The organism is Wolbachia endosymbiont (group A) of Lasioglossum morio (genome assembly GCF_947250585.1).
GTDB classification, from domain to species: domain Bacteria; phylum Pseudomonadota; class Alphaproteobacteria; order Rickettsiales; family Anaplasmataceae; genus Wolbachia; species Wolbachia pipientis.
Window position 1 is genome coordinate 661109 of the sequence record NZ_OX366327.1, and the last position, 18876, is coordinate 679984.

Below are 18876 nucleotides of genomic sequence, written 5' to 3' on the forward strand. Positions count from 1 at the left end.
TATATTCAACTAGAAGGTAGTAGGTATATTATAGTGTTATTGCTTGATATAAGAAATTTTTTATTTCAGTATATATTACTTAGCTAGATCTGTGCTATATGGATATGGAAAATAATTTACAAGACTTAAAGAAAAAATTTAATGATATAGAGAGGAATTTGGAAAATCCTACCAATTTAAGTCAAAAAGAATTCATTACCCTTTCAAAGGAATACTCTGAGCTCAGGCCAATAATCAAGATAATTGATGAATATAACACGCTGAAAGAGGAAATTTCAGACTTAGAAGAAATAATGAAAGATGAAAACAGCGAAGGTGATATAAAAGAGTTAGCAAAAGAAGAATTTTTCGAAAAGCAGAAGGTATTATTACCAAAAATAAAAGCAAAATTAAAGTTAGCATTACTGCCCAAAGATGAAGATGACTCAAGGAATGCAATATTAGAAATTAGAGCAGGTACAGGCGGAGAAGAAGCAGCATTATTTGCAGCAATGTTATTTCGTATGTATCAAAAATATGCAGAAAGAAGAAATTGGAAGTTCGAGCCAATAAGCATTTCTAATACAGGTATAGGTGGCTATAAGGAAGCTTCTGCACTCATTAATGGAACAGAAGTTTTTGCAAGGTTGAAATTTGAATCAGGGGTGCACAGAGTACAGAGAGTGCCAGAAACTGAATCCTCAGGAAGGTTGCATACCTCTGCCGCTACTGTTGCGATATTACCTGAAGTAGAAGAAGTTGACTTTAAAATAGAAGAAAAAGACTTACGAATAGATGTTTATAGATCCAGTGGTCCTGGAGGGCAATCAGTGAATACAACTGACAGCGCAGTAAGGGTCACCCACTTGCCAACAGGGATAGTTGTGATACAGCAAGATGAAAAATCGCAGCACAAAAATAAAGCTAAAGCGCTCAAAGTATTGAGGGCAAGGCTATACGAAATTGAAAGACAAAAAAAAGAAATGGAAAGGTCAACAATGAGGAAAAGTCAGATTGGCTCTGGTGATCGTTCCGAGCGCATAAGAACATATAATTTCCCACAATCAAGAATAACAGACCACAGAATTAATCTAACTTCACATCGGCTAGAGCAGATTATAAAAGAAGGCGAACTAGATGAATTTATTGAGGCATTAATCTCACGTAATGAAGCAGAAAGATTGGCAGGGGAAAGTTAGCAGCCTACAATGGAATATCTTTATTAATTACATAGGATCTTTTAAACGCAATAGATAGACAGTAAAAACAAGTTCTAGTACTATCGCGGATAAAACAAGAACAGCTACGCTAATTGTTTGACCATTGTAAATGTAGCTTGTTAAGCCGATAAAAATAGCCATGATAAAAGCTCTAATGAACGAGACTGCAGAAGAAGCTGTGCCTTTAATTTCAGGGAAAACATTTATTGATGCATTAAAAATCACTGGCTGGAAAATTGCACAACCGATAGAAAAAATAATCATAGACAGTGTTACTAAGTAGAAAGAGTGGGGTACAATTATACTGAATATTACAAGCAATAGAGACCCAATAGCACCCACGCTCGTACCAGAAATTACACACTTTATTGCTCCAAGTTTCTGCAAGATTTTGCCAGCAAATAGACTGATGAGTGAGAAGCACCCAACTATTGCACCTTGATGTAGTGCATAAATAGTGCTAGATAAACCAAAAGTCTTCATATACAGAAAAGGTCCACAAGTAATGAATGACATATACGCAGCAGAAAAGAGGCTTGACATCAAAGACAACGTAACAAACCTCGGACTAGATAGTAGTTTTCTGTAATCTTTCATCATTTTTTTCAAACTGAAAATATCGCGGTCCTTTTTTGTTTCTGGTAACGCTAAAAGCAGCAAAACCCAAGAGATTAAACAAAGTATTGCAACAGTTGCATAATTACCACGCCATCCTACAATTTCATTGATGAAACTGCCTAACACTGGCGCAATTGCCATGACAACTGTAAGAACAGAATTCATGATTCCAATAAATTTCACCGCTTCGTCGCCTTTGTAGCTGTCTGCAACGATTGCAAACACAACTACAGATGTGCTAACACCAATGCCCTGAACAAAGCGAGAGATTAAAAGCCAAAAAATCGACGGTGCAAAAACACAACCAACAGCGCCGATTAATAACAAAGTGTTACCTATGATCATAATTCTCCTTCTGCCATAGCATTCAGACAATGGACCGAAAAACAACCCTCCTATGCAAAAGCCTAAAAAATTATAAGCAATAGTTAATTGAATTGTTCCTTCTGATACGTTAAAATAGCGCACCATATCAGGAAAACTAGGTACGGAAATGTCAATTTCAATGAACTTGGCAATTAGAGACAGGATTAATAGAAAGGGTAGTAACATTTGAGATTTTCAATTAATGAATAAAAATATCACATTTAAAGCGTTGAAAGAAGAACATTTTTTACTGTTATTAAAATGGTTAGAAACACCTCATGTAAAGAAGTGGTGGGATCAGGATATTCATTGGACACCAGAGTTAATTAAAGAAAAATATGACAACTACGTTAAAGGATTCAAACGTTTGAAACTTAAGATACAAATTATTGAAAAACCAATGCATGCATTCATTATTAATTGTGATGGAGTTGATATTGGTTATATTCAATACTATAACAAATATGATTTTCCACCTGAGCAGGGCTACGATACTTCTGAGCTTCCAGAAAGCTGTGCTGCCATAGACTGGTATATCGGAGAGCTGGATTATGTGGGCAAAGGCATTGGTCCACAAGCTTTGAATATATTTTTAAACGAATTTGTCTTTAAAGTTTATGAGAATGCCTTTGTCGACCCAGATACAGCGAATGTTCGTGCAATCCGTGTTTATGAAAAAGTTGGCTTTAAAAAAATTAGGGAAAGCAATGGTACGATTTTAATGATTAAGGCAAGAATTCCTGAGAACCATGCAAGATGAGTGTTTTTTCAACAGTCCGTCTAAATTACTACAAGCAGTTTAATTTTTAGTAAATATGTCATTATTTAAAAATATGCAAGAAGCTTTATAGAAACTTAACATAATTTTATCATAAAAATGTCATTCTTAAGTCCTATGTAAAAACAAATTTTGGCACTAATTTAATTAACTATGAGCTGGATAAATTGGAAAATAAATTTTGTTTACTTTTACAATACATTAAGATCTAATATCACTTTATCAGTCAAAAGTATCACAATAGGCTAGTATGTTCCTTACTCTTTTCCTAAAAATATTACCTATTTATATTACAATGTTTATTGGTTATTTAGCAGGAAAATGTCTTAAAATTGATAGAAACACTCTATCTCAAATACTCTTTTATATAGCTAATCCAATAGTGATTTTATATGGAGTCTCTCATACAGAAGTTAATTTAAAAGTAATTTCTCTGCCGATTTTGATATGGTTTATAGGTAGCACTATGTCCTTATCAGTGTATTATCTTTCTTCTTTTTTATTTAAGGATAACACGAGAAACATATTAGCATTTAGCTCGGGCAGCACAAGTATGGGTTATTTTGGCCTGCCGATTGCCATGGCTTTATTTGATGAAGATTCAGTATCTGTATATGTTGTTTGTTATATAGGAATGGCGCTATTTGAAAACAGCTTAGGATTTTACATAGCTGCAAATGGTATTTATACCGCAAAAGAATGCATATTAAAGTTGTTCAAACTTCCTTCGCTTTATGCGATGGTTCTGGGCTTCTTTTTAAGTATATACGATATACAAATACCTACTTTTTTAACAGATGTTATGATGAATATTAGAAGTACATTTGTCACATTAGGAATGGTGCTACTTGGAGTGAGCATTGCGAATATTGCAAGCTTTAAAATAGATTGGAAGCTTGCTTTGATCACTATTACAGCAAAGTACGTATTCTGGCCACTGTTTGTTTTAGGAATTGTCCTTTTAGACAAGCATGTTATAGGTATATACGATGAGAGCATATATAAAGCACTGATGTTGCTGGCTATTATTCCAGTTTCTGGGTCCAGTATAATACTTGCTAATATTTTGAATTATCAACCAGATAAAGCTACTCTGTTGCTTCTAATCAGTACTGCAGTGGGACTGTTTTATGTTCCACTAATAATATCATTATTTTTTACTAAACTTGTTCCTTTTTGATCAAAAAATTAAGCGCTTGCACAACCATTATTTGGGTAACAACACAAGACATTGATAAAACTTGAATTTATAGCTAAAGCAACTTCTACAATTTGGTAACCCGTCATCCCGCTACTAGTTAGCGCCGCGGCGGTAAATTGACCTTACCCAGAAAAAGTAGAGAGAAAGTTAAGACGTTTTTGGAGTAAAATAAAACGTTTTTTCAAAATATGACAAATAGAAGAGAATATACAGCAGAATTCAAATTAGAAGCTGTTAAGCTGGTTAAAGAAACAGGTCAAGCAAGTACAAAAATAGCAAAAGATCTAGGTATAGATGGCAGTATGTTAAGTAAGAAAATATGATGGAAAAATGTCTGGAGCATACGCATTTCCAGGCAAAGGCTCCTTATGACAAAGAAAGATTTGATCTAAAAAAAGAGCTAATAAGAGAAAGAGACATCTTAAAAAAAGCCCTGGGCAAAGAAAAAGAGTAAAGTATTCTTTTATATAGAAATTGCTATAAAACACAGGAACTATGTAGGGTTTTGTACTGGTGGTATTGGTTGCTAAGGAAAAAAGCAGTAAAGAATTAGCAAAAGAAGGGCTTCTAGCAGATATTCAAAAAATACATCAAGCATTCTAAATGCAGATATGGAGCCCCTAAAATTCACGCTGAATTAAAAGCTTTAGGCAAAAATTAAAACAGTACAAAGTGTTATGCAAGAAAATGGCATTAAAACCAAGCTTAGACGAAGGTTCAAAAATAAAAAACAGCAAATAAGCAACCGAGTTGTGGCTCCGAACACATTGGATCAAAATTTTACTACTGATCAGCCAAATAAAGTTTGGGATTACCTACATAAAAACTAAAGAAGGTTGTTGGCGGCAATAATTGACCTATATTCACGCATGGTGGTTAATGAGTAACATGATAATTAGTTATAGATTCTTTATTGATGGCCGTTGATAAACGCAAACCCGATAAAAATCTGCTGTTACATAGCGATCAAGGGTCACAGTATACCTCTCAAAATTACCAATTTCTATTGAATACAAAAAACATCATTTCCAGCATGAGCCATAAGGGCTGTTGTTACGATAACTCTGTTGCAGAAAAGTTCACTTAAAAGGGAGCTGCTTATTGATACTTCTCGCTCAACAAACCAGAACTGCCATATTTGAATACATAGAAATCTTTTATAACAAATAACGTAGACATTCTACTATTAACTATTGCATTCCTGCACAATTTATTCTCATGATAAAAACGTCTTAACTTTCTCTCTACTTTTTCTGGGTAAGGTCACCTCTTTAGGTGCTCCTTTTTTCTTTCTTATACACACAAAAATCATATAGAATTGTAAATACAGCTTTTTTATTCTGATGCTTTTCAATTCTATAGCTCTGGTTGTCTCTCTATTACTATTTTTCTACATTATCGTAAAAAAACTGAGCGAAAAGAAAGCAAACCTTGAGGGTAATTTATGTAAATTAGAGCAAGAACTTCAAGAAACAAAGCAAACTTTGCTTACGAAGAATGAAGAAATAGTTGATTTAAGGGTCAAAAAAGCAGAACTTGAAGTAACTCTGCAAAAAGAACGTGAGGAAAAGAAAAAGGAAATAGAATTACTAACAAAAGCAGAGGAGAGATTAACAAACACTTTTAAAGCGCTCTCTCTTGATGCTTTGCAAACAAATAACAATAATTTTCTGAACTTAGCAAAGGAAGTAATCGATAGTAAATTAAAAGAAACGGAAAGCGATTTCAAAAAAAGACAAGCAACGATCAACGAAGTTGTAACTCCAATAAAAGAAAAATTAGAAAAATTCGATAATGAAATACGTGAGCTAGAAAAGGAGAGGGTAGGGGCCTATGAAGGTTTAAAGGAGCAAATTGGAGCGCTGATGAACCAAACTTCCAACCTTGCTAATGCCCTGAGGAAACCTCACATTAGGGGCAAATGGGGTGAAATGCAACTCAAAAGAGTGGTAGAAATGGCAGGAATGATTGAGTATTGCGATTTTTTTACTCAGCCGTCAGTGATTGATAAAAACGAGGATAATTTATTGCGTCCTGATTTAATAATCAAAATGCCATCTGGAAAGCAAATAATAATAGATGCTAAAGTGCCGCTTGATTCTTACATGGATGCTATATCACAAAATGATTTGCAAATACAAAAGGAGAAATTAAAGAACCATTCCCTGGCAATAAAAAAACACATAAATGATTTGGGTAAAAAAGAGTATTGGAATCAATTTGAAAATACGCCAGAACTTGTGGTGCTTTTCTTAACAGGGGAGGGGGTTTTTAGCGCAGCACTGGAATATGAGCCTGCTTTGATAGAGATTGGAGTGGAAAAAAAAGTGATCATTGCAACACCGATCACTCTAATTGCGTTGCTGAGAGCAATAGCGTATGGATGGAAGCAAGAGATGATAGCTGAAAACGCAAAGAAAATCAGTGAACTAGGTCATATTTTATATGAGCGCATTTGCACAATGGGTGAAAACTTTGATAATTTGCGCAGGAGCTTAAAAAGTGCTGTTGATCATTATAATAAAACTGCTGGCTCTCTTGAAGCAAGGGTGTTTCCTGCTGCTCGAGAATTCAATAAGCTTGGTATACATGCAAAAAATAAAAGTTTAAGTGCTGCAAAGGAATTAGAGTCTTTACCACGCAGTTTACATACTGAGGAGCTGAAAGTAGATTAGGCATCTTAACAGGGAATGTTCAAAAAAGTGTGTCAAACCAAAAAAAAAGTAATAAATTGATATAAAAAAAATGGAGGTTTGACAATGAGTCAGAAAGTAGTAAACAGAACTACCGGTTTGGTAGATTACAAAGAACTGGAAGCAAATATACTGTCATCAATAAGGGAAGGCAGACCATTAACAGGAAGGGATGGAGCATTTACACCATTTATAAAAAAGCTGCTGGAGGCAAGTTTGGAAGGTGAAATAGAAAATCACTTATTAGCTGAAAGTGAAGAGAGGGTTTGGTTGGAAGAAGTGGAGTAGCGAATGGATATACAAAACGCTGGGTCTATATTCAGACTACAGAATAAGGTATTACAAACCGAAAGCATCACCAGCACAATATGTTATAAACTTTGGTAAAGAATCTGCTAGGAAAGCGTAGTGCGGATGCTGCGTTTGACGAGGCGGGAGCTGGAAACGTTAACATGGGAATTTGGATTGAGGCCTATTGTGAAAACAATGGATCAGCCACCAAACCCTAAAGTAGGCGCGCCAGTTCTTGACCCTACATATTTTTTTGAAGGTTAAATCCAGCTTAGGGTCGAGAAACTTAGATAAAGCCATAGCCAAAGTGTTTAAAAATATTAATAATTATACACACAATTATTCAACCATATTTTTGAAGATAGCTATGCCGCCGCGGTATCTCTTAGCCGCTAACAAGTAGCGGGATGACGATTGTTGGTAAATCTAAGTCAGTTTAGCTATAGGCAGCAATTTTCTGTATTTATTTTAAATTGAAGGAAGCTCAAATGAAAGATCATGTTTTGCTAAAAATCACAGAATGCAGTCTAACAGTGAACGGTTACGCTTTTGATCAAAAATGTTGTATAGTACACAATCAATTTTTCTGGATCCAAGTAGTCAAGGCACTGCCTTTGTGTTTGAGGCAAAATCGGCTATAACACTTAACATACTGCCTTTGCAAACAAATGTTCGTACAGTTATGTGTCAGCTACTTGCATGACGCCATTGCCTGAACGGGTACCAATGATTACCTATCAATCTCACCAAAAACTATATCGAGTGAGCCAATAATTGCTGCAACGTCAGCAAGCATGTGTCCTTTTGCCATAAAGTCTAAGGCTTGTAAATGCGCAAAGCCAGGTGCTCTTATTCGGCACCTATAAGGTCTATTGGTACCATCTGAAACTATATACACTCCAAACTCACCTTTTGGTGCCTCAACAACTGCGTAAGCCTCACCTTCTGGTACGTGATATCCTTCTGAATAGAGCTTAAAATGGTGAATCAGAGCTTCCATAGATTTTTTCATCTCTACTCTTGACGGTGGAGAAATTTTTCTATCTTCAGTTTTTATTTGCCCTTCAGGCATTTTCTCTATGCACTGCTTCACCAAACTGATAGATTGCCTAATCTCTGCCATTCTAACTAGATAACGGTCATAACAGTCGCCATTTTGGCCGATCGGTATATCAAAATCTAGTTGATCATATATCTCATATGGCTGGCTTTTTCGCAAATCCCAAGCAAGCCCAGCAGCGCGCAACATTGGGCCACTAAAGCCCCAATCAAGTGCCTGTTTAATTGATATTTCACTAATTCCTACAGTGCGTTGCTTCCATATCCTATTTTCTGTTAAAAGTTCATCAACATCGTCTATATATTTTGGAAATTGCTCTATAAACTTTGCAATATCCTCAATCAAATCTTCTGGAACATCTGCTGCAATTCCACCTGGCCTGATGTAAGCTGCGTGAAACCTTGCACCTGAAGCTCTTTCGTAAAATTCCAGTATTTTTTCTCTTTCTTCAAAGAGCCATAAAAGAGGGGTCATTGCTCCAACATCAAGTGCTTGAGAAGAAACGTTCAGTAAATGATTTAGTATTCTCGTCAGTTCACAAAACAAGACACGTAAATACTTTGCCCTAATTGGCACTTCACATTGCAACAATTTCTCCACACAAAGTGAATATGCATGCTCTTGTGACATTGGTGATACGTAATCAAGGCGATCAAAATAAGGCAAAGCTTGAAGATACGTTTTATGTTCTATTAATTTTTCAGTACCGCGGTGCAAAAGCCCAATATGGGGATCTGCCCTCTCGATCACTTCACCATCCATCTCTAAAACAAGACGCAACACTCCATGTGCAGCTGGGTGCTGAGGTCCAAAATTTAACATCATTGTCTTTAGATCGGGCATGTCCAGTAGTTTAAGATATTAAAATTGTATAGGCTAAAGTGCGCTCAAAGTCAATAAACTTCTTGCATAGGCTACAACTATCATTCAATAGAAACAAAAACTTTTACAATGGCTAATAAGTGTTGGTAAAACCAAGTCACTTTAGCTATAGAATGACAAAAAAGGTTTGCATTAGCCAAATTTTTAGTTGAAGTAGCATAAGAGGTTAAAGGAAAAGCTTTGTGTTAATGGATTCATTTCAGGTATAGTATAGATAATACCACAATACTTATAAAATGGATCATGTTGTTAATGCGTATAATAGACTTGACACTCCTATAGTCAGGGGAGAAGGGGCATATCTTTTTGATAAAGATGGTAAAAATTATTTAGATTTTGCTGCAGGTATTTCTACAACTTCTTTAGGGCATTGTCATCCATACATTACAGATAAGCTGAAAGAGCAATCGAGCTCATTATGGCACTGCTCTAACATTTTCACTATTCCCGAGCAAGAAAGGCTTGCCGAGCGTTTAACAACCCTGACTTTTGCAGATAAAGTTTTTTTCTGCTCAAGTGGGCTTGAAGCAACAGAAGCTGCAATTAAGTTTATTCGTCGTTACTTTTATTCAAAAGGGCAAGCAAAACGTAATCGTATTATTACAATTGAAGGAGGCTTTCATGGCCGCAGTATTGCTGCAATTTCTGCTGGAGGCAATGAAAAATCACGCGAAGGTTTTGCTCCGCTCCTTTCTGGTTTTGATAAAGTGCCAAGAAATGACATTAAAGCATTAGAAGAAAAAATCAACAATGAAATAGCTGCTGTATTTTTAGAGCCCATACAAAGCGAAGGTGGAGTATATCCACTAGACGTAGAATATCTTCAAAAAGTAAGGGAAATAACAAAAGCTCAAGGAATAATTTTGTGCTTTGATGAAGTGCAGTGCGGATATGGACGCATCGGTTCTTTATTTCATTATCAAAATGTCGGCATTGAACCTGATATGCTAACCTGTGCGAAGGCTATGGGTAACGGTTTTCCTGTAGCTGCATGTTTAGTGAAAGATTATATAGCAGAAGCAATTACTCCAGGAACTCATGGATCAACCTATGGTGGCAATCCACTTGCCATGACTGTTGGTAATGCAGTGCTCGATATAATGCTAAAAGAAGACTTTTTTGATCATGTTAAAAGAATTAGTAAATATTTAAAAGAAAAGCTGTTGCTTTTAGCTAAAGAATTTCCTGAGATGATTTTAGAAGTTCGTGGAGAAGGGTTACTAATGGGAATAGAACTAGCAACTCTTGTAGCTGATAAAATTATTAGTCGATCTCTTGATAAAGGTTTAATAATAACTAGGGTTTTAAACAACAAAGTAGTAAGGGTAACCCCACCACTTATCATTGAGGATGAGCATGTGAACGCAGCGTGTAATATGCTTTATGATTTGTTTTTTAAGATTAAAGGTATATAAAATTCGGCAATATAAATTCAGGCTTGCAAATGCCTCTCATAACATGTAAAATTAATTTTATTTTTTATCACAATAACATCGTACTTTAATGGATTGGTTATTGGTCTTAGTATCATCAGCAATTTTTGTTTTGTTAGTTTTATCGTTTTTGTTCTCAGGAGCAGAAATAGGCTTAACCTCAATTAGCCGTTCTCGAGTTAATAAGCTAAAGCTAGACGGTAACAAAAAAGCCAGGGTAATAGATCGCTTATTAAATAGGAAAGAATTGACAATAGGAACGGTATTGCTCGGCAATACAATTATTAATATTACTTGCTCTGCTTTATTTACAGCAATATTTATCAATCTTTTTGGAAATGAGGGCATTCTCCTATCAACAATTATAATGACATTTTGTATTTTATTGTTCTGCGAAGTTCTACCAAAAACTTATGCTATTCAAAATCCTGAAAAATTTGCATCATTTTCTGCTTATTTTGTATTGTTTTTTGTAAAGATTTTTTCTCCATTGACACTAGGTATTCAATTTATTGTTAACCTCATCCTAAAATTATGTGGGCTGCATAAAGATAAGGAAGTGATATCTGCAGCGGATGCAATGCGTAATATGATTACTCTTCACCGCAGTGAAGGAACTATGTTGCAACAGGATTTAGATATGCTAAGCAGCATACTTGATTTGGCTGAGACAGAGATATCACAAATTATGACCCATAGAAGAAACCTATTTTCTCTTGATATAGATCGGAATAAAGAAGAGTTAATAAGAGAGATTTTAACCAGCAGTCACAGTAGAGTACCTTTATGGCAGAAGGAACCAGATAACATTGTAGGTGTAATTCACGTGAAAGCTCTAATAAATGCTTTGCGTGAAAAGAATAATAAAGCGGAAGAAGTTGACATTACCCAAGTTATGTCAAGGCCTTGGTTCATACCAGAAAGTACACCGCTCAGCGTGCAACTTCACAACTTCCGTAAGAACAGGAAACACCTTGCATTTGTTATTGATGAGTATGGAGCACTGCAGGGAATTGTAACTCTTGAGGATATACTGGAAGAAATAGTTGGAGAAATTTCGGATGAACATGATTTGATTACGGAGAATTTTATAAAGAAAATATCTGATAATATGTATCACATAGAAGGAAAATCTACTATTAGGGACATTAACAGGCAGTTATACTGGAATCTCCCTGATGAAGAAGCTACAACTCTAGCAGGTATGATTGTGAATGAAATAGAGCGCATTCCTGACGAAGGCGAGGAGTTTTCCATGTATGGTTTTCGCTTTAAGATTTTAAAAAAAGATAAAAATATTATTACTGTTGTTGAAGTGCAAGTAAAAACTGGTAATATTAGTGGCAGCAATTAATTAGTGGAGTTTTATGGAAGATACAGTAAAAATAACGGCTGAAGAGTTGAAGGGTTACATAGAGAGAATCGAAAAACTTGAACAAGAAAAGAGGGATGTGCAAGATCACATTCGTGATGTATATGCAAAAGCCGCAGATGAAGGTTGGGATATAAAAGTGATGAAACAAATTATTAGGCTGAGGAAGATGGATGATGATGACAGAGAGGAACAAGAAATATTGCTTGATACCTATAAACGTGCATTGGGAATGAGCTACGAAGAAGAGTTAAGTGAATAGCAGAATTGTAATTGGAATAAGTGGAGCATCTGGTTCTATTTACGGTGTGCGTATTTTAGAAGCGTTGAAAGACGTCGATTATGAAACTCATTTAGTGATAAGTCGTGCTGGGAAAATAACTTTAGCTCACGAGATTAAAGAAAAACTTGAAGATATTACATCACTTGCAGATTTTTACTATTCTGAAGAAAAGATTGGAGAAAAAATAGCAAGCGGCTCATTTAAAACCTCAGGGATGATTGTAGCACCATGCTCTATGAAGACAATGTCTGAAATCGCATCAGGTGTTACTTCCAATCTATTGACAAGGGCTGCAGATGTAACGCTAAAAGAAAGAAGAAAGTTAGTTCTTATGGTGCGAGAGTCACCACTGCATCTTGGGCATTTACAAAATATGTTAAAATTAACGGAGATGGGAGCAATTATTGCTCCACCAGTGCCTGCTTTTTATATTAAACCGAAATCGTTGGATGATATTATTAATCATCCTGTTGGCAAAGTATTGGATTTATTTGATATCAAATTACCCGACTTTAAGGAGTGGCAAGGAAGTGACAATTATTATTGATGGTAAAAAAATAGCAAACGACCTATGTGAGAGGCTATCACAAAAAATTGATATTTTAAAGAGAGAGTATAACATTTTTCCTTGCCTGAAAGTAATTCTCGTGGGCAGCAATCCAGCAAGTCAGGTTTATGTTCGCAACAAACAGAAAAAAGCAGAATCAATAGGCATAAGTTCTGAGACCATTGTTTTGCCTGATAATATTTCAGAAGATGAATTAATTGAAAAAATCAATGAATTAAATGAAGATCCATCTGTGCATGGCATTTTAGTGCAATTGCCTTTACCAAATCATATTAGTGCAAGCAGAGTAATTAACACAGTAAGTGTTGAAAAAGATGTAGATGGCTTTCATGATGAAAACGTTGGCAAATTAGTTAAAGGTGAAAAAAACTGCCTTATACCTTGCACTCCTAAAGGTTCTTTGCATTTAATTAAGTCAATTGAAGAGAACCTTTCCGGTAAAAACGCAGTGGTAATTGGTAGGTCAAATATCGTGGGCAAGCCAATGTTTTACCTGCTATTGCAAGAAAACTGCACTGTCACCATCTTGCATTCACAAAGCAAGGATTTAGCTGAATATTGCTCTAAAGCGGATATAGTAGTTGCAGCAGTCGGAAAGCCAAATTTTGTTCAAGCAGACTGGATAAAGAAAGGTGCAATAGTGATCGATGTTGGCATAAATAGCGTTAACGTAGGAAAGCTTGTAGGTGATGTTGACTTTGAAGGAATAAAAGGGAAAGCCAAAGCTATGACCCCAGTACCCGGGGGCGTTGGCCCAATGACCATTGCATTTCTAATGATGAACACTGTTATTGCTGCTTGCTTGCAAAAGGGAGTTGATGCTTCTGATTTCATTAGTTGAGGTATGAAGAGGAAAGCTATATGAAGATAGAATGTACCATATCACAATTAATAAAAAATTGAGATTTTTGAAATTCCTCAGTAGTCAAATTTATTAAATATTTAGGATCATCATCTATTCTTTTTTCTCTACAAGTATAGCTAAAGTGGCTTAGGTTTACCTACAATTTGAAAAACAACAAATTCGTCATTCCGCTACTCGTTAGCGGAATCTATGCTGAGATACCGCGGCGATATGACGTAGGGAAACCTTTCTTGGGTTAGCTATAGTTAGTGGAATTGCAAAGTTTCTAGGCATAAAAAGCTTTGAACCTAATATATGAGCCAAACTTGATTTTCCAACCGTAGATACACCTGTAATAAAAATAATAGTCTTCATTTTGTGAATTTACTTGCTATATGAACTATCGGAGAAATTTTTTTATAGTTTATAGTATCTGACCTTACCCAGAAAAAGTGGAGAGAAAGTGTGGAATGTTTTTTACAAAAAGAATGATGCATCAAATTGTTCTGGAATGCAATAGTTATAGCTCTTTTTACAATAATCCGAACAGACCGTAATATGCTACTGGCCTGCTATAGCCATAAACACATATCTTATCGCATTCGGACTATTATAAGAAAGGCTATAAGAGGTTGTCCACAAACCAAGGAATACGTAGTATATAAAGAAAGAATATTGAGGTAAGAGATGAGGAAAAAATATCCAACAGATTTAAGTAAAAGGGAGTGGGCAAGAATAGAAAAACACTTCAGAGTATCGTACAAGAAAGGAGGAAGGCCACCAAAATACAGTAAGTGTGAGATAGTAAATGCAATTCTTTATATACTGCGCACAGGATGTCAATGGCGCTATTTACCACACGATTTTCCGCCGTGGAAGGCTGTGCATGAACAGTTTAGAAGATGGAAAAAGCAGGGAATTTTTGAGAAAATGAACTATGATATCACTAAATATAGTAGGTCAAAAATGGGAAGAAATGAGGAGCCGAGCGCATGCATAGTGGACAGTCAATCGGTAAAAACCACGGAAAAAGGGGGGTCAAAGGTTATGATGGTGCGAAAAAGGTAAAGGGGAGAAAAAGACATATAATCACAGATACTCAAGGATTTGTGCTTGGTTGCTATGTAGGAGCTGCAAGCGAAAATGACAGAGATGGGGTGAAGATGGCATTGGACAATATGAAGGAAAAATACAGCAATATTAAGAAAATGTGGGCTGATATGGGATACCAAGGAAAAGATTTAAAGGATTACGTAAAGAGAGAATATGGGATAGATATTGAAATTGTCAAAAGGCCTCCATGTAGGTTTTGGGTGCATAAAGATACACCACTAGAACTATTGCCACAACGGGATCCTGGATTTTCAGTACAGCCGAGAAGGTGGGTGGTAGAGAGGACTTTTGCTTGGATCAATAGAAATAGAAGGCTATCAAAGGAGTACGATTTACTTACAACATCTACTGAAAGTTTCATATATCTGGCTATGAGTAAAGTTATGTTAAGTAGGGAATATGCTTGATTTACTGGTTTGTGGACAACCTCTAATAGTGACGTTGTTTGTTATAAAAAATTTCTATGTATTCAAATATTGCAGTTCTAGTGTGTTGAGCAGAGTGTTGTGAAGTATCAATAAGTATTTCTCTTTTCAATGAGCTAAAGAAGCTTTCTGCAACAGAATTGTCGTAACAACAGCCTTTATTACTCATCTATATTCTTTACAGCTAAGAGATATTGATACCCTTGCGCAGTATATTGTGAACCTTGGTCACTGTGCAGCAGTAGATTTTTAACAGGTTTACGCCTATTAATGGCCATTAATAAAGAGTTCATAACCAATTGTTTATTTATTGCACTACTCATTAACTACCATACGTGAGAATTATTGCTGCCAAATATAGCCATCCCTCCTTGGTTTTGATGTAAGTAATCCCATACTTTATTTGGTTGATCAACAATAAAGTTTTGATCTAGTATATTGGGAGCTACAGCTCTATTATCTGTTTGTTGTTTTTTAATTTTAAACTTTCTTCTCAGTATAGCCCTGATGTCATTTTTCTGCATAATACTTTGCACCGTTTTCAAATTGCAACTTTTACCCAAAGCCTTCAATTCAGCATGAATTTTAGGAGCTCCATATCTACATTTAGAAACTTGATATATTTTTTGAATAGCTTCGAGTAGCTCTTTATTCGCTGATTCTCTACTGCTTATTTTTCTTGTGGTCCACTTATAGTAGCCACTAGCAGAAAATCCTACATAATTCCTGTACTTTATAGCAGTTACTATATAAAAAAATATTTTACTCTTTTTGACTGGCCAGGGCTTTTTTTTAAATGTCTCTTTCCCTTGTTACTCTTGCTTTGTAAATCAAACCTCTCTTTGTCGTAAGGAGCCATGTTACCTCTACCTGGAAATGCATCTGCTGCCGACTTTTTTTCGTTATATTTCTTCATCCATTTTCCTAATACACTATCCCTTATTCCTAGATCTCTTGCTACTTTTGCAACTGGTTGACCTACCTTTCTTTGTTCATTTGCCAGCTTAACAGCTTCCAATTTGAATTCTGCCGTATATTCTCTTACCATTTCTAATCCTCCAAAATTTTATTTTACCCGAAAAAACTCCTTTCTTTCTCTCCACTTTTTCTGGGTAAGGTCAATATACCAGTGCCGAAAATAGTTGACAAAGATTGTGTATACTTATTACAATTGTTTGGGTACCAGAAGTTTTTACGGCAACAAAGTATGCACTAACTATAAGTAAGGAAGACTTTAAGCAGGCAATAAAAAAAATGAAGTAACGTTTAAAAGAGATTGAAGGAGAGAAGAAAAAGGTAAAAGGGAATACGGCAGAAAATGAATCTTATTACAAATAGCATAAAGGGCTTTTATTCTAGTGTTAAATCGGACCTAGATTGGCAAGCCAAACGTAGTCTTATTAGAACATTAGTAAAAGAAGTCAACATTGATCTTGATAAAGTAGATGTAGTATTTAAGATCAAAGAACTTGAAAACCCCGCCCAGAATGGACAAAATCAAAAGATGGTACATTGTCTAAGGGGTCTGGGCACTGGGATGACATCTTTTTTCTTGGTACAAATTACTCTTATGTCTCAATATTTGTACAGTTGTGTTATCGGCTGTTTGATGTTTACAACGCAGGAAGTTCATACGGTTGTAAGTCAAGCGGTAGGATGACAAGATTTTGCAAGGGTATTTTTTTTATAGGAGATTAATATGGAAATTTTTCTTGATAGCGTTGATTTAAATGAAATTAAAGAACTAAAGGAGTTCATTGACGGCATAACAACTAATCCTTCTTTAATAGCAAAGTCCGGGCGTAAAGATAAATACGAGGATTTAATGCGTGAAATATGCTCTATTATAAAAGGGCCTGTTAGTGTTGAAGTTGTTGCAGATAGCCATGAAGAGATGATCACAGAAGGTCTGAATTTAGCAAAAATTGCTGATAATGTTGTGATCAAATTACCTCTTACACATGAAGGATTAATTTCTTGTAAAAAGTTATGGACAGAGCATAAAATACCTGTTAACATCACATTATGTTTTTCTCCTGGACAAGCACTGCTTGCCGCTAAGGTCGGTGCTTGTTTTATTTCCCCCTTTGTTGGTCGCCTTGATGATATAAGCTATGATGGCTTATCGCTAATAGAAGATATATGTACTATATATTCTAATTACGGTTTTGATACTAAAGTTCTTGTTGCATCAGTGAGAAGCCCAGCGCATGTAATAGAAGCTGCAAGGCTTGGTGCTGATTCAATTACTGTGCCAGCAAAAGTACTTAGACAATTAATTAATCACCCACTTACTGACCAAGGGCTAGCAATATTTGAAAAAGACTGGGGTGTAAAATAATAGACGGTTACAAATGAACATAAAAATTGGCGTATCCGTTCAGGCAATGGCGTCAACTTAAGAGCCTTCATTAGCAAACTCTCCTAAAGACATGATGGCGTTTGCTACCTTATTGCGGCTGCCCTGGTCGAATTTTAACTTTATAGCTAACCCAAGAAAGGTTTCCCTACATCATACCGCCGCGGCGCTAACGAGTAGCGGAATGACGAATTTGTTGTTTTTCAAATTGTAGATAAACCTAAAGCTATAGAAAAAAAGAAGAACCAGTTTCTTAGTTCTTCATTGACATAATCCACTTCATATGCCTTAATAAAGTTTTATAGCTTGGTAGGAAATAGTGGAATCAGAATTTGAAGAAATGCTAAAGGAAATATTACAAGAAATTAATGATCAAGGCTTCAATAAAGATAATATAATTGATAAAATTAAGGATAAGCTGCAGGAAAAGTACCCACGCGTATACAACGGGTGGAAAGATAACAAGTTTGATATAGATCACCTGTTTTTACCAGATATCATGTTGCGTATGATAGCTAAAGATACAAAATTAACAGGGTTCTTTATACATGAAAGGACTCTTTTATATGTTGCTGCTGAACATGGGCACATACAAATAGTAGAAAATCTATTAGACAATGGAGCGAAAACCGGTATAAAAAATGGATATTGCAAAGAAGCTCCTTTACATGTTGCTGCTAAACATGGACACATACGAATAGTAGAAATTTTGTCAAAAAAAGAAGCAGATATCGATCTGAAAAATGGGTATGGGGAAACTCCTCTACATTATGCAGCTAAGTATGGACATACACAGGTATTAGAAAATCTATTGGGAAGAAGCACTAATGTTAATGTGCAAAGTAAAGTTGGAAGAACTCCTTTACATAATGCTGCTAATAATGGTTATATAGAGGTAGTAAAACATCTTATAAAAAAAGAGGCAGATGTTAATGTAGTGGACAGATATGGAAGAAGTCCTTTACATTATGCTGTTGAGAATGGATACACACAAGTAGTAGAAGTTTTACTAAAAAAAGGAGCAGATGTTAATATACAAGATCGAGGAGGAAGAACTCCTTTACACTACGCTGTTCAGTGTGGATACCCAGAGCTAGCAAAACTTCTACTAAATGATGGTGCAGATCCATCATTTAGTCATAGATCTAAAGCTATAACAGCAGGAGTTGCTGTGGGTATATTAGCTGCCATTGTTACTCCATTAGCACTCGTTTACGCTACTGCATTACCTGCACTAGCAATAATTGGAATTACTGTAGCATCTGCACTGATAGTTGGTGGAATTTCCTATGGGGCTGCGTATAAGTCATCAGAGCACTCATTAAACAGTAAGCTAAGTGAGGTTAGATGCAGTAATGTTGATGGAAATAAACAAACTGTATAACCATAAT

General features: G+C 35.6%; 15 protein-coding genes and 3 pseudogenes. 15 read left to right on the plus strand and 3 right to left on the minus strand.

Annotated features, from left to right (window positions below; all coding sequences use genetic code 11):
* Positions 1-98: 98 nt before the first annotated feature.
* Positions 99-1178, plus strand: coding sequence for a peptide chain release factor 1 (gene prfA / locus OOK89_RS03280; protein WP_015588867.1), 1080 nt, complete (start codon positions 99-101; stop codon positions 1176-1178).
* A gap of 27 nt (positions 1179-1205) precedes the next feature.
* Here prfA and OOK89_RS03285 read toward each other — a convergent pair whose 3' ends face one another.
* Complete coding sequence (locus tag OOK89_RS03285) at positions 1206-2369, minus strand: multidrug effflux MFS transporter (protein ID WP_264718678.1); 1164 nt, start codon at positions 2367-2369, stop codon at positions 1206-1208.
* Positions 2370-2385: 16 nt separating this feature from the next.
* Between OOK89_RS03285 and OOK89_RS03290 the strand changes: the two genes are divergently transcribed.
* From OOK89_RS03290 to OOK89_RS03315, 5 genes and pseudogenes are all read left to right on the plus strand, one after another.
* Complete coding sequence (locus OOK89_RS03290) at positions 2386-2943, plus strand: acetyltransferase (protein WP_264718679.1); 558 nt, start codon at positions 2386-2388, stop codon at positions 2941-2943.
* Between the two features lie 268 nt (positions 2944-3211).
* On the plus strand, positions 3212-4141 hold the full coding sequence (locus tag OOK89_RS03295) for an AEC family transporter (RefSeq protein ID WP_264718681.1): 930 nt from the start codon (positions 3212-3214) through the stop codon (positions 4139-4141).
* Between the two features lie 209 nt (positions 4142-4350).
* Positions 4351-5332: pseudogene (locus OOK89_RS06625) on the plus strand (IS3 family transposase).
* A 173-nt stretch (positions 5333-5505) separates the two neighbouring features.
* Positions 5506-6837 carry a DNA recombination protein RmuC gene (locus OOK89_RS03310; protein WP_151807714.1) on the plus strand — a complete coding sequence of 444 codons (1332 nt, stop codon included), beginning with the start codon at positions 5506-5508 and terminating at the stop codon, positions 6835-6837.
* Between the two features lie 84 nt (positions 6838-6921).
* Positions 6922-7116: pseudogene (locus OOK89_RS03315) on the plus strand (IS256 family transposase); the annotation flags it as partial.
* Positions 7117-7876: 760 nt separating this feature from the next.
* Here the strand turns inward: OOK89_RS03315 and OOK89_RS03320 are convergent.
* The gene (locus OOK89_RS03320) at positions 7877-9049 is read right to left on the minus strand and encodes an NADH-quinone oxidoreductase subunit D (RefSeq protein WP_264339441.1); all 1173 of its coding nucleotides are present in this window, start codon (positions 9047-9049) and stop codon (positions 7877-7879) included.
* 275 nt (positions 9050-9324) lie between these two features.
* Here OOK89_RS03320 and OOK89_RS03325 point away from each other — a divergent pair, with 275 nt between their 5' ends.
* From OOK89_RS03325 to OOK89_RS03350, 6 genes are all read left to right on the plus strand, one after another.
* Positions 9325-10503, plus strand: a complete 1179-nt coding sequence (locus tag OOK89_RS03325; protein WP_264718682.1) for an aspartate aminotransferase family protein — start codon at positions 9325-9327, stop codon at positions 10501-10503.
* 88 nt (positions 10504-10591) lie between these two features.
* Positions 10592-11875 carry an HlyC/CorC family transporter gene (locus OOK89_RS03330; RefSeq protein WP_007549013.1) on the plus strand — a complete coding sequence of 428 codons (1284 nt, stop codon included), beginning with the start codon at positions 10592-10594 and terminating at the stop codon, positions 11873-11875.
* Between the two features lie 13 nt (positions 11876-11888).
* The gene (locus OOK89_RS03335) at positions 11889-12155 is read left to right on the plus strand and encodes a DUF2312 domain-containing protein (RefSeq protein ID WP_010082293.1); all 267 of its coding nucleotides are present in this window, start codon (positions 11889-11891) and stop codon (positions 12153-12155) included.
* Positions 12148-12723 carry a UbiX family flavin prenyltransferase gene (locus OOK89_RS03340; protein WP_264718685.1) on the plus strand — a complete coding sequence of 192 codons (576 nt, stop codon included), beginning with the start codon at positions 12148-12150 and terminating at the stop codon, positions 12721-12723. Before OOK89_RS03335 ends, OOK89_RS03340 begins: the two co-directional genes overlap by 8 nt.
* Complete coding sequence (gene folD, locus OOK89_RS03345; protein WP_155968464.1) at positions 12707-13585, plus strand: bifunctional methylenetetrahydrofolate dehydrogenase/methenyltetrahydrofolate cyclohydrolase FolD; 879 nt, start codon at positions 12707-12709, stop codon at positions 13583-13585. The genes OOK89_RS03340 and folD overlap by 17 nt, the downstream gene beginning before the upstream one ends.
* A gap of 690 nt (positions 13586-14275) precedes the next feature.
* A protein-coding gene (locus OOK89_RS03350) for an IS5 family transposase (RefSeq protein ID WP_264718686.1) occupies positions 14276-15108 on the plus strand; the annotation gives its coding sequence in 2 pieces (ribosomal slippage) (positions 14276-14642 and positions 14642-15108; 834 coding nt in all).
* A gap of 22 nt (positions 15109-15130) precedes the next feature.
* Here OOK89_RS03350 and OOK89_RS06630 read toward each other — a convergent pair.
* Positions 15131-16174: pseudogene (locus OOK89_RS06630) on the minus strand (IS3 family transposase).
* A 270-nt stretch (positions 16175-16444) separates the two neighbouring features.
* On the opposite strand from OOK89_RS06630, the gene OOK89_RS03375 reads away from it, so the two are divergent.
* The 3 genes from OOK89_RS03375 to OOK89_RS03385 all read left to right on the plus strand — a co-directional run bounded on the left by OOK89_RS03375 (position 16445) and on the right by OOK89_RS03385 (position 18869).
* A complete protein-coding gene (locus tag OOK89_RS03375) occupies positions 16445-16786 on the plus strand; it encodes a hypothetical protein (protein WP_041573517.1) in 342 nt (113 codons plus the stop codon).
* A 39-nt stretch (positions 16787-16825) separates the two neighbouring features.
* On the plus strand, positions 16826-17467 hold the full coding sequence (fsa, locus tag OOK89_RS03380) for a fructose-6-phosphate aldolase (protein ID WP_264718687.1): 642 nt from the start codon (positions 16826-16828) through the stop codon (positions 17465-17467).
* A 337-nt stretch (positions 17468-17804) separates the two neighbouring features.
* The gene (locus tag OOK89_RS03385; protein WP_264718689.1) at positions 17805-18869 is read left to right on the plus strand and encodes an ankyrin repeat domain-containing protein; all 1065 of its coding nucleotides are present in this window, start codon (positions 17805-17807) and stop codon (positions 18867-18869) included.
* Positions 18870-18876 lie beyond the last annotated feature (7 nt).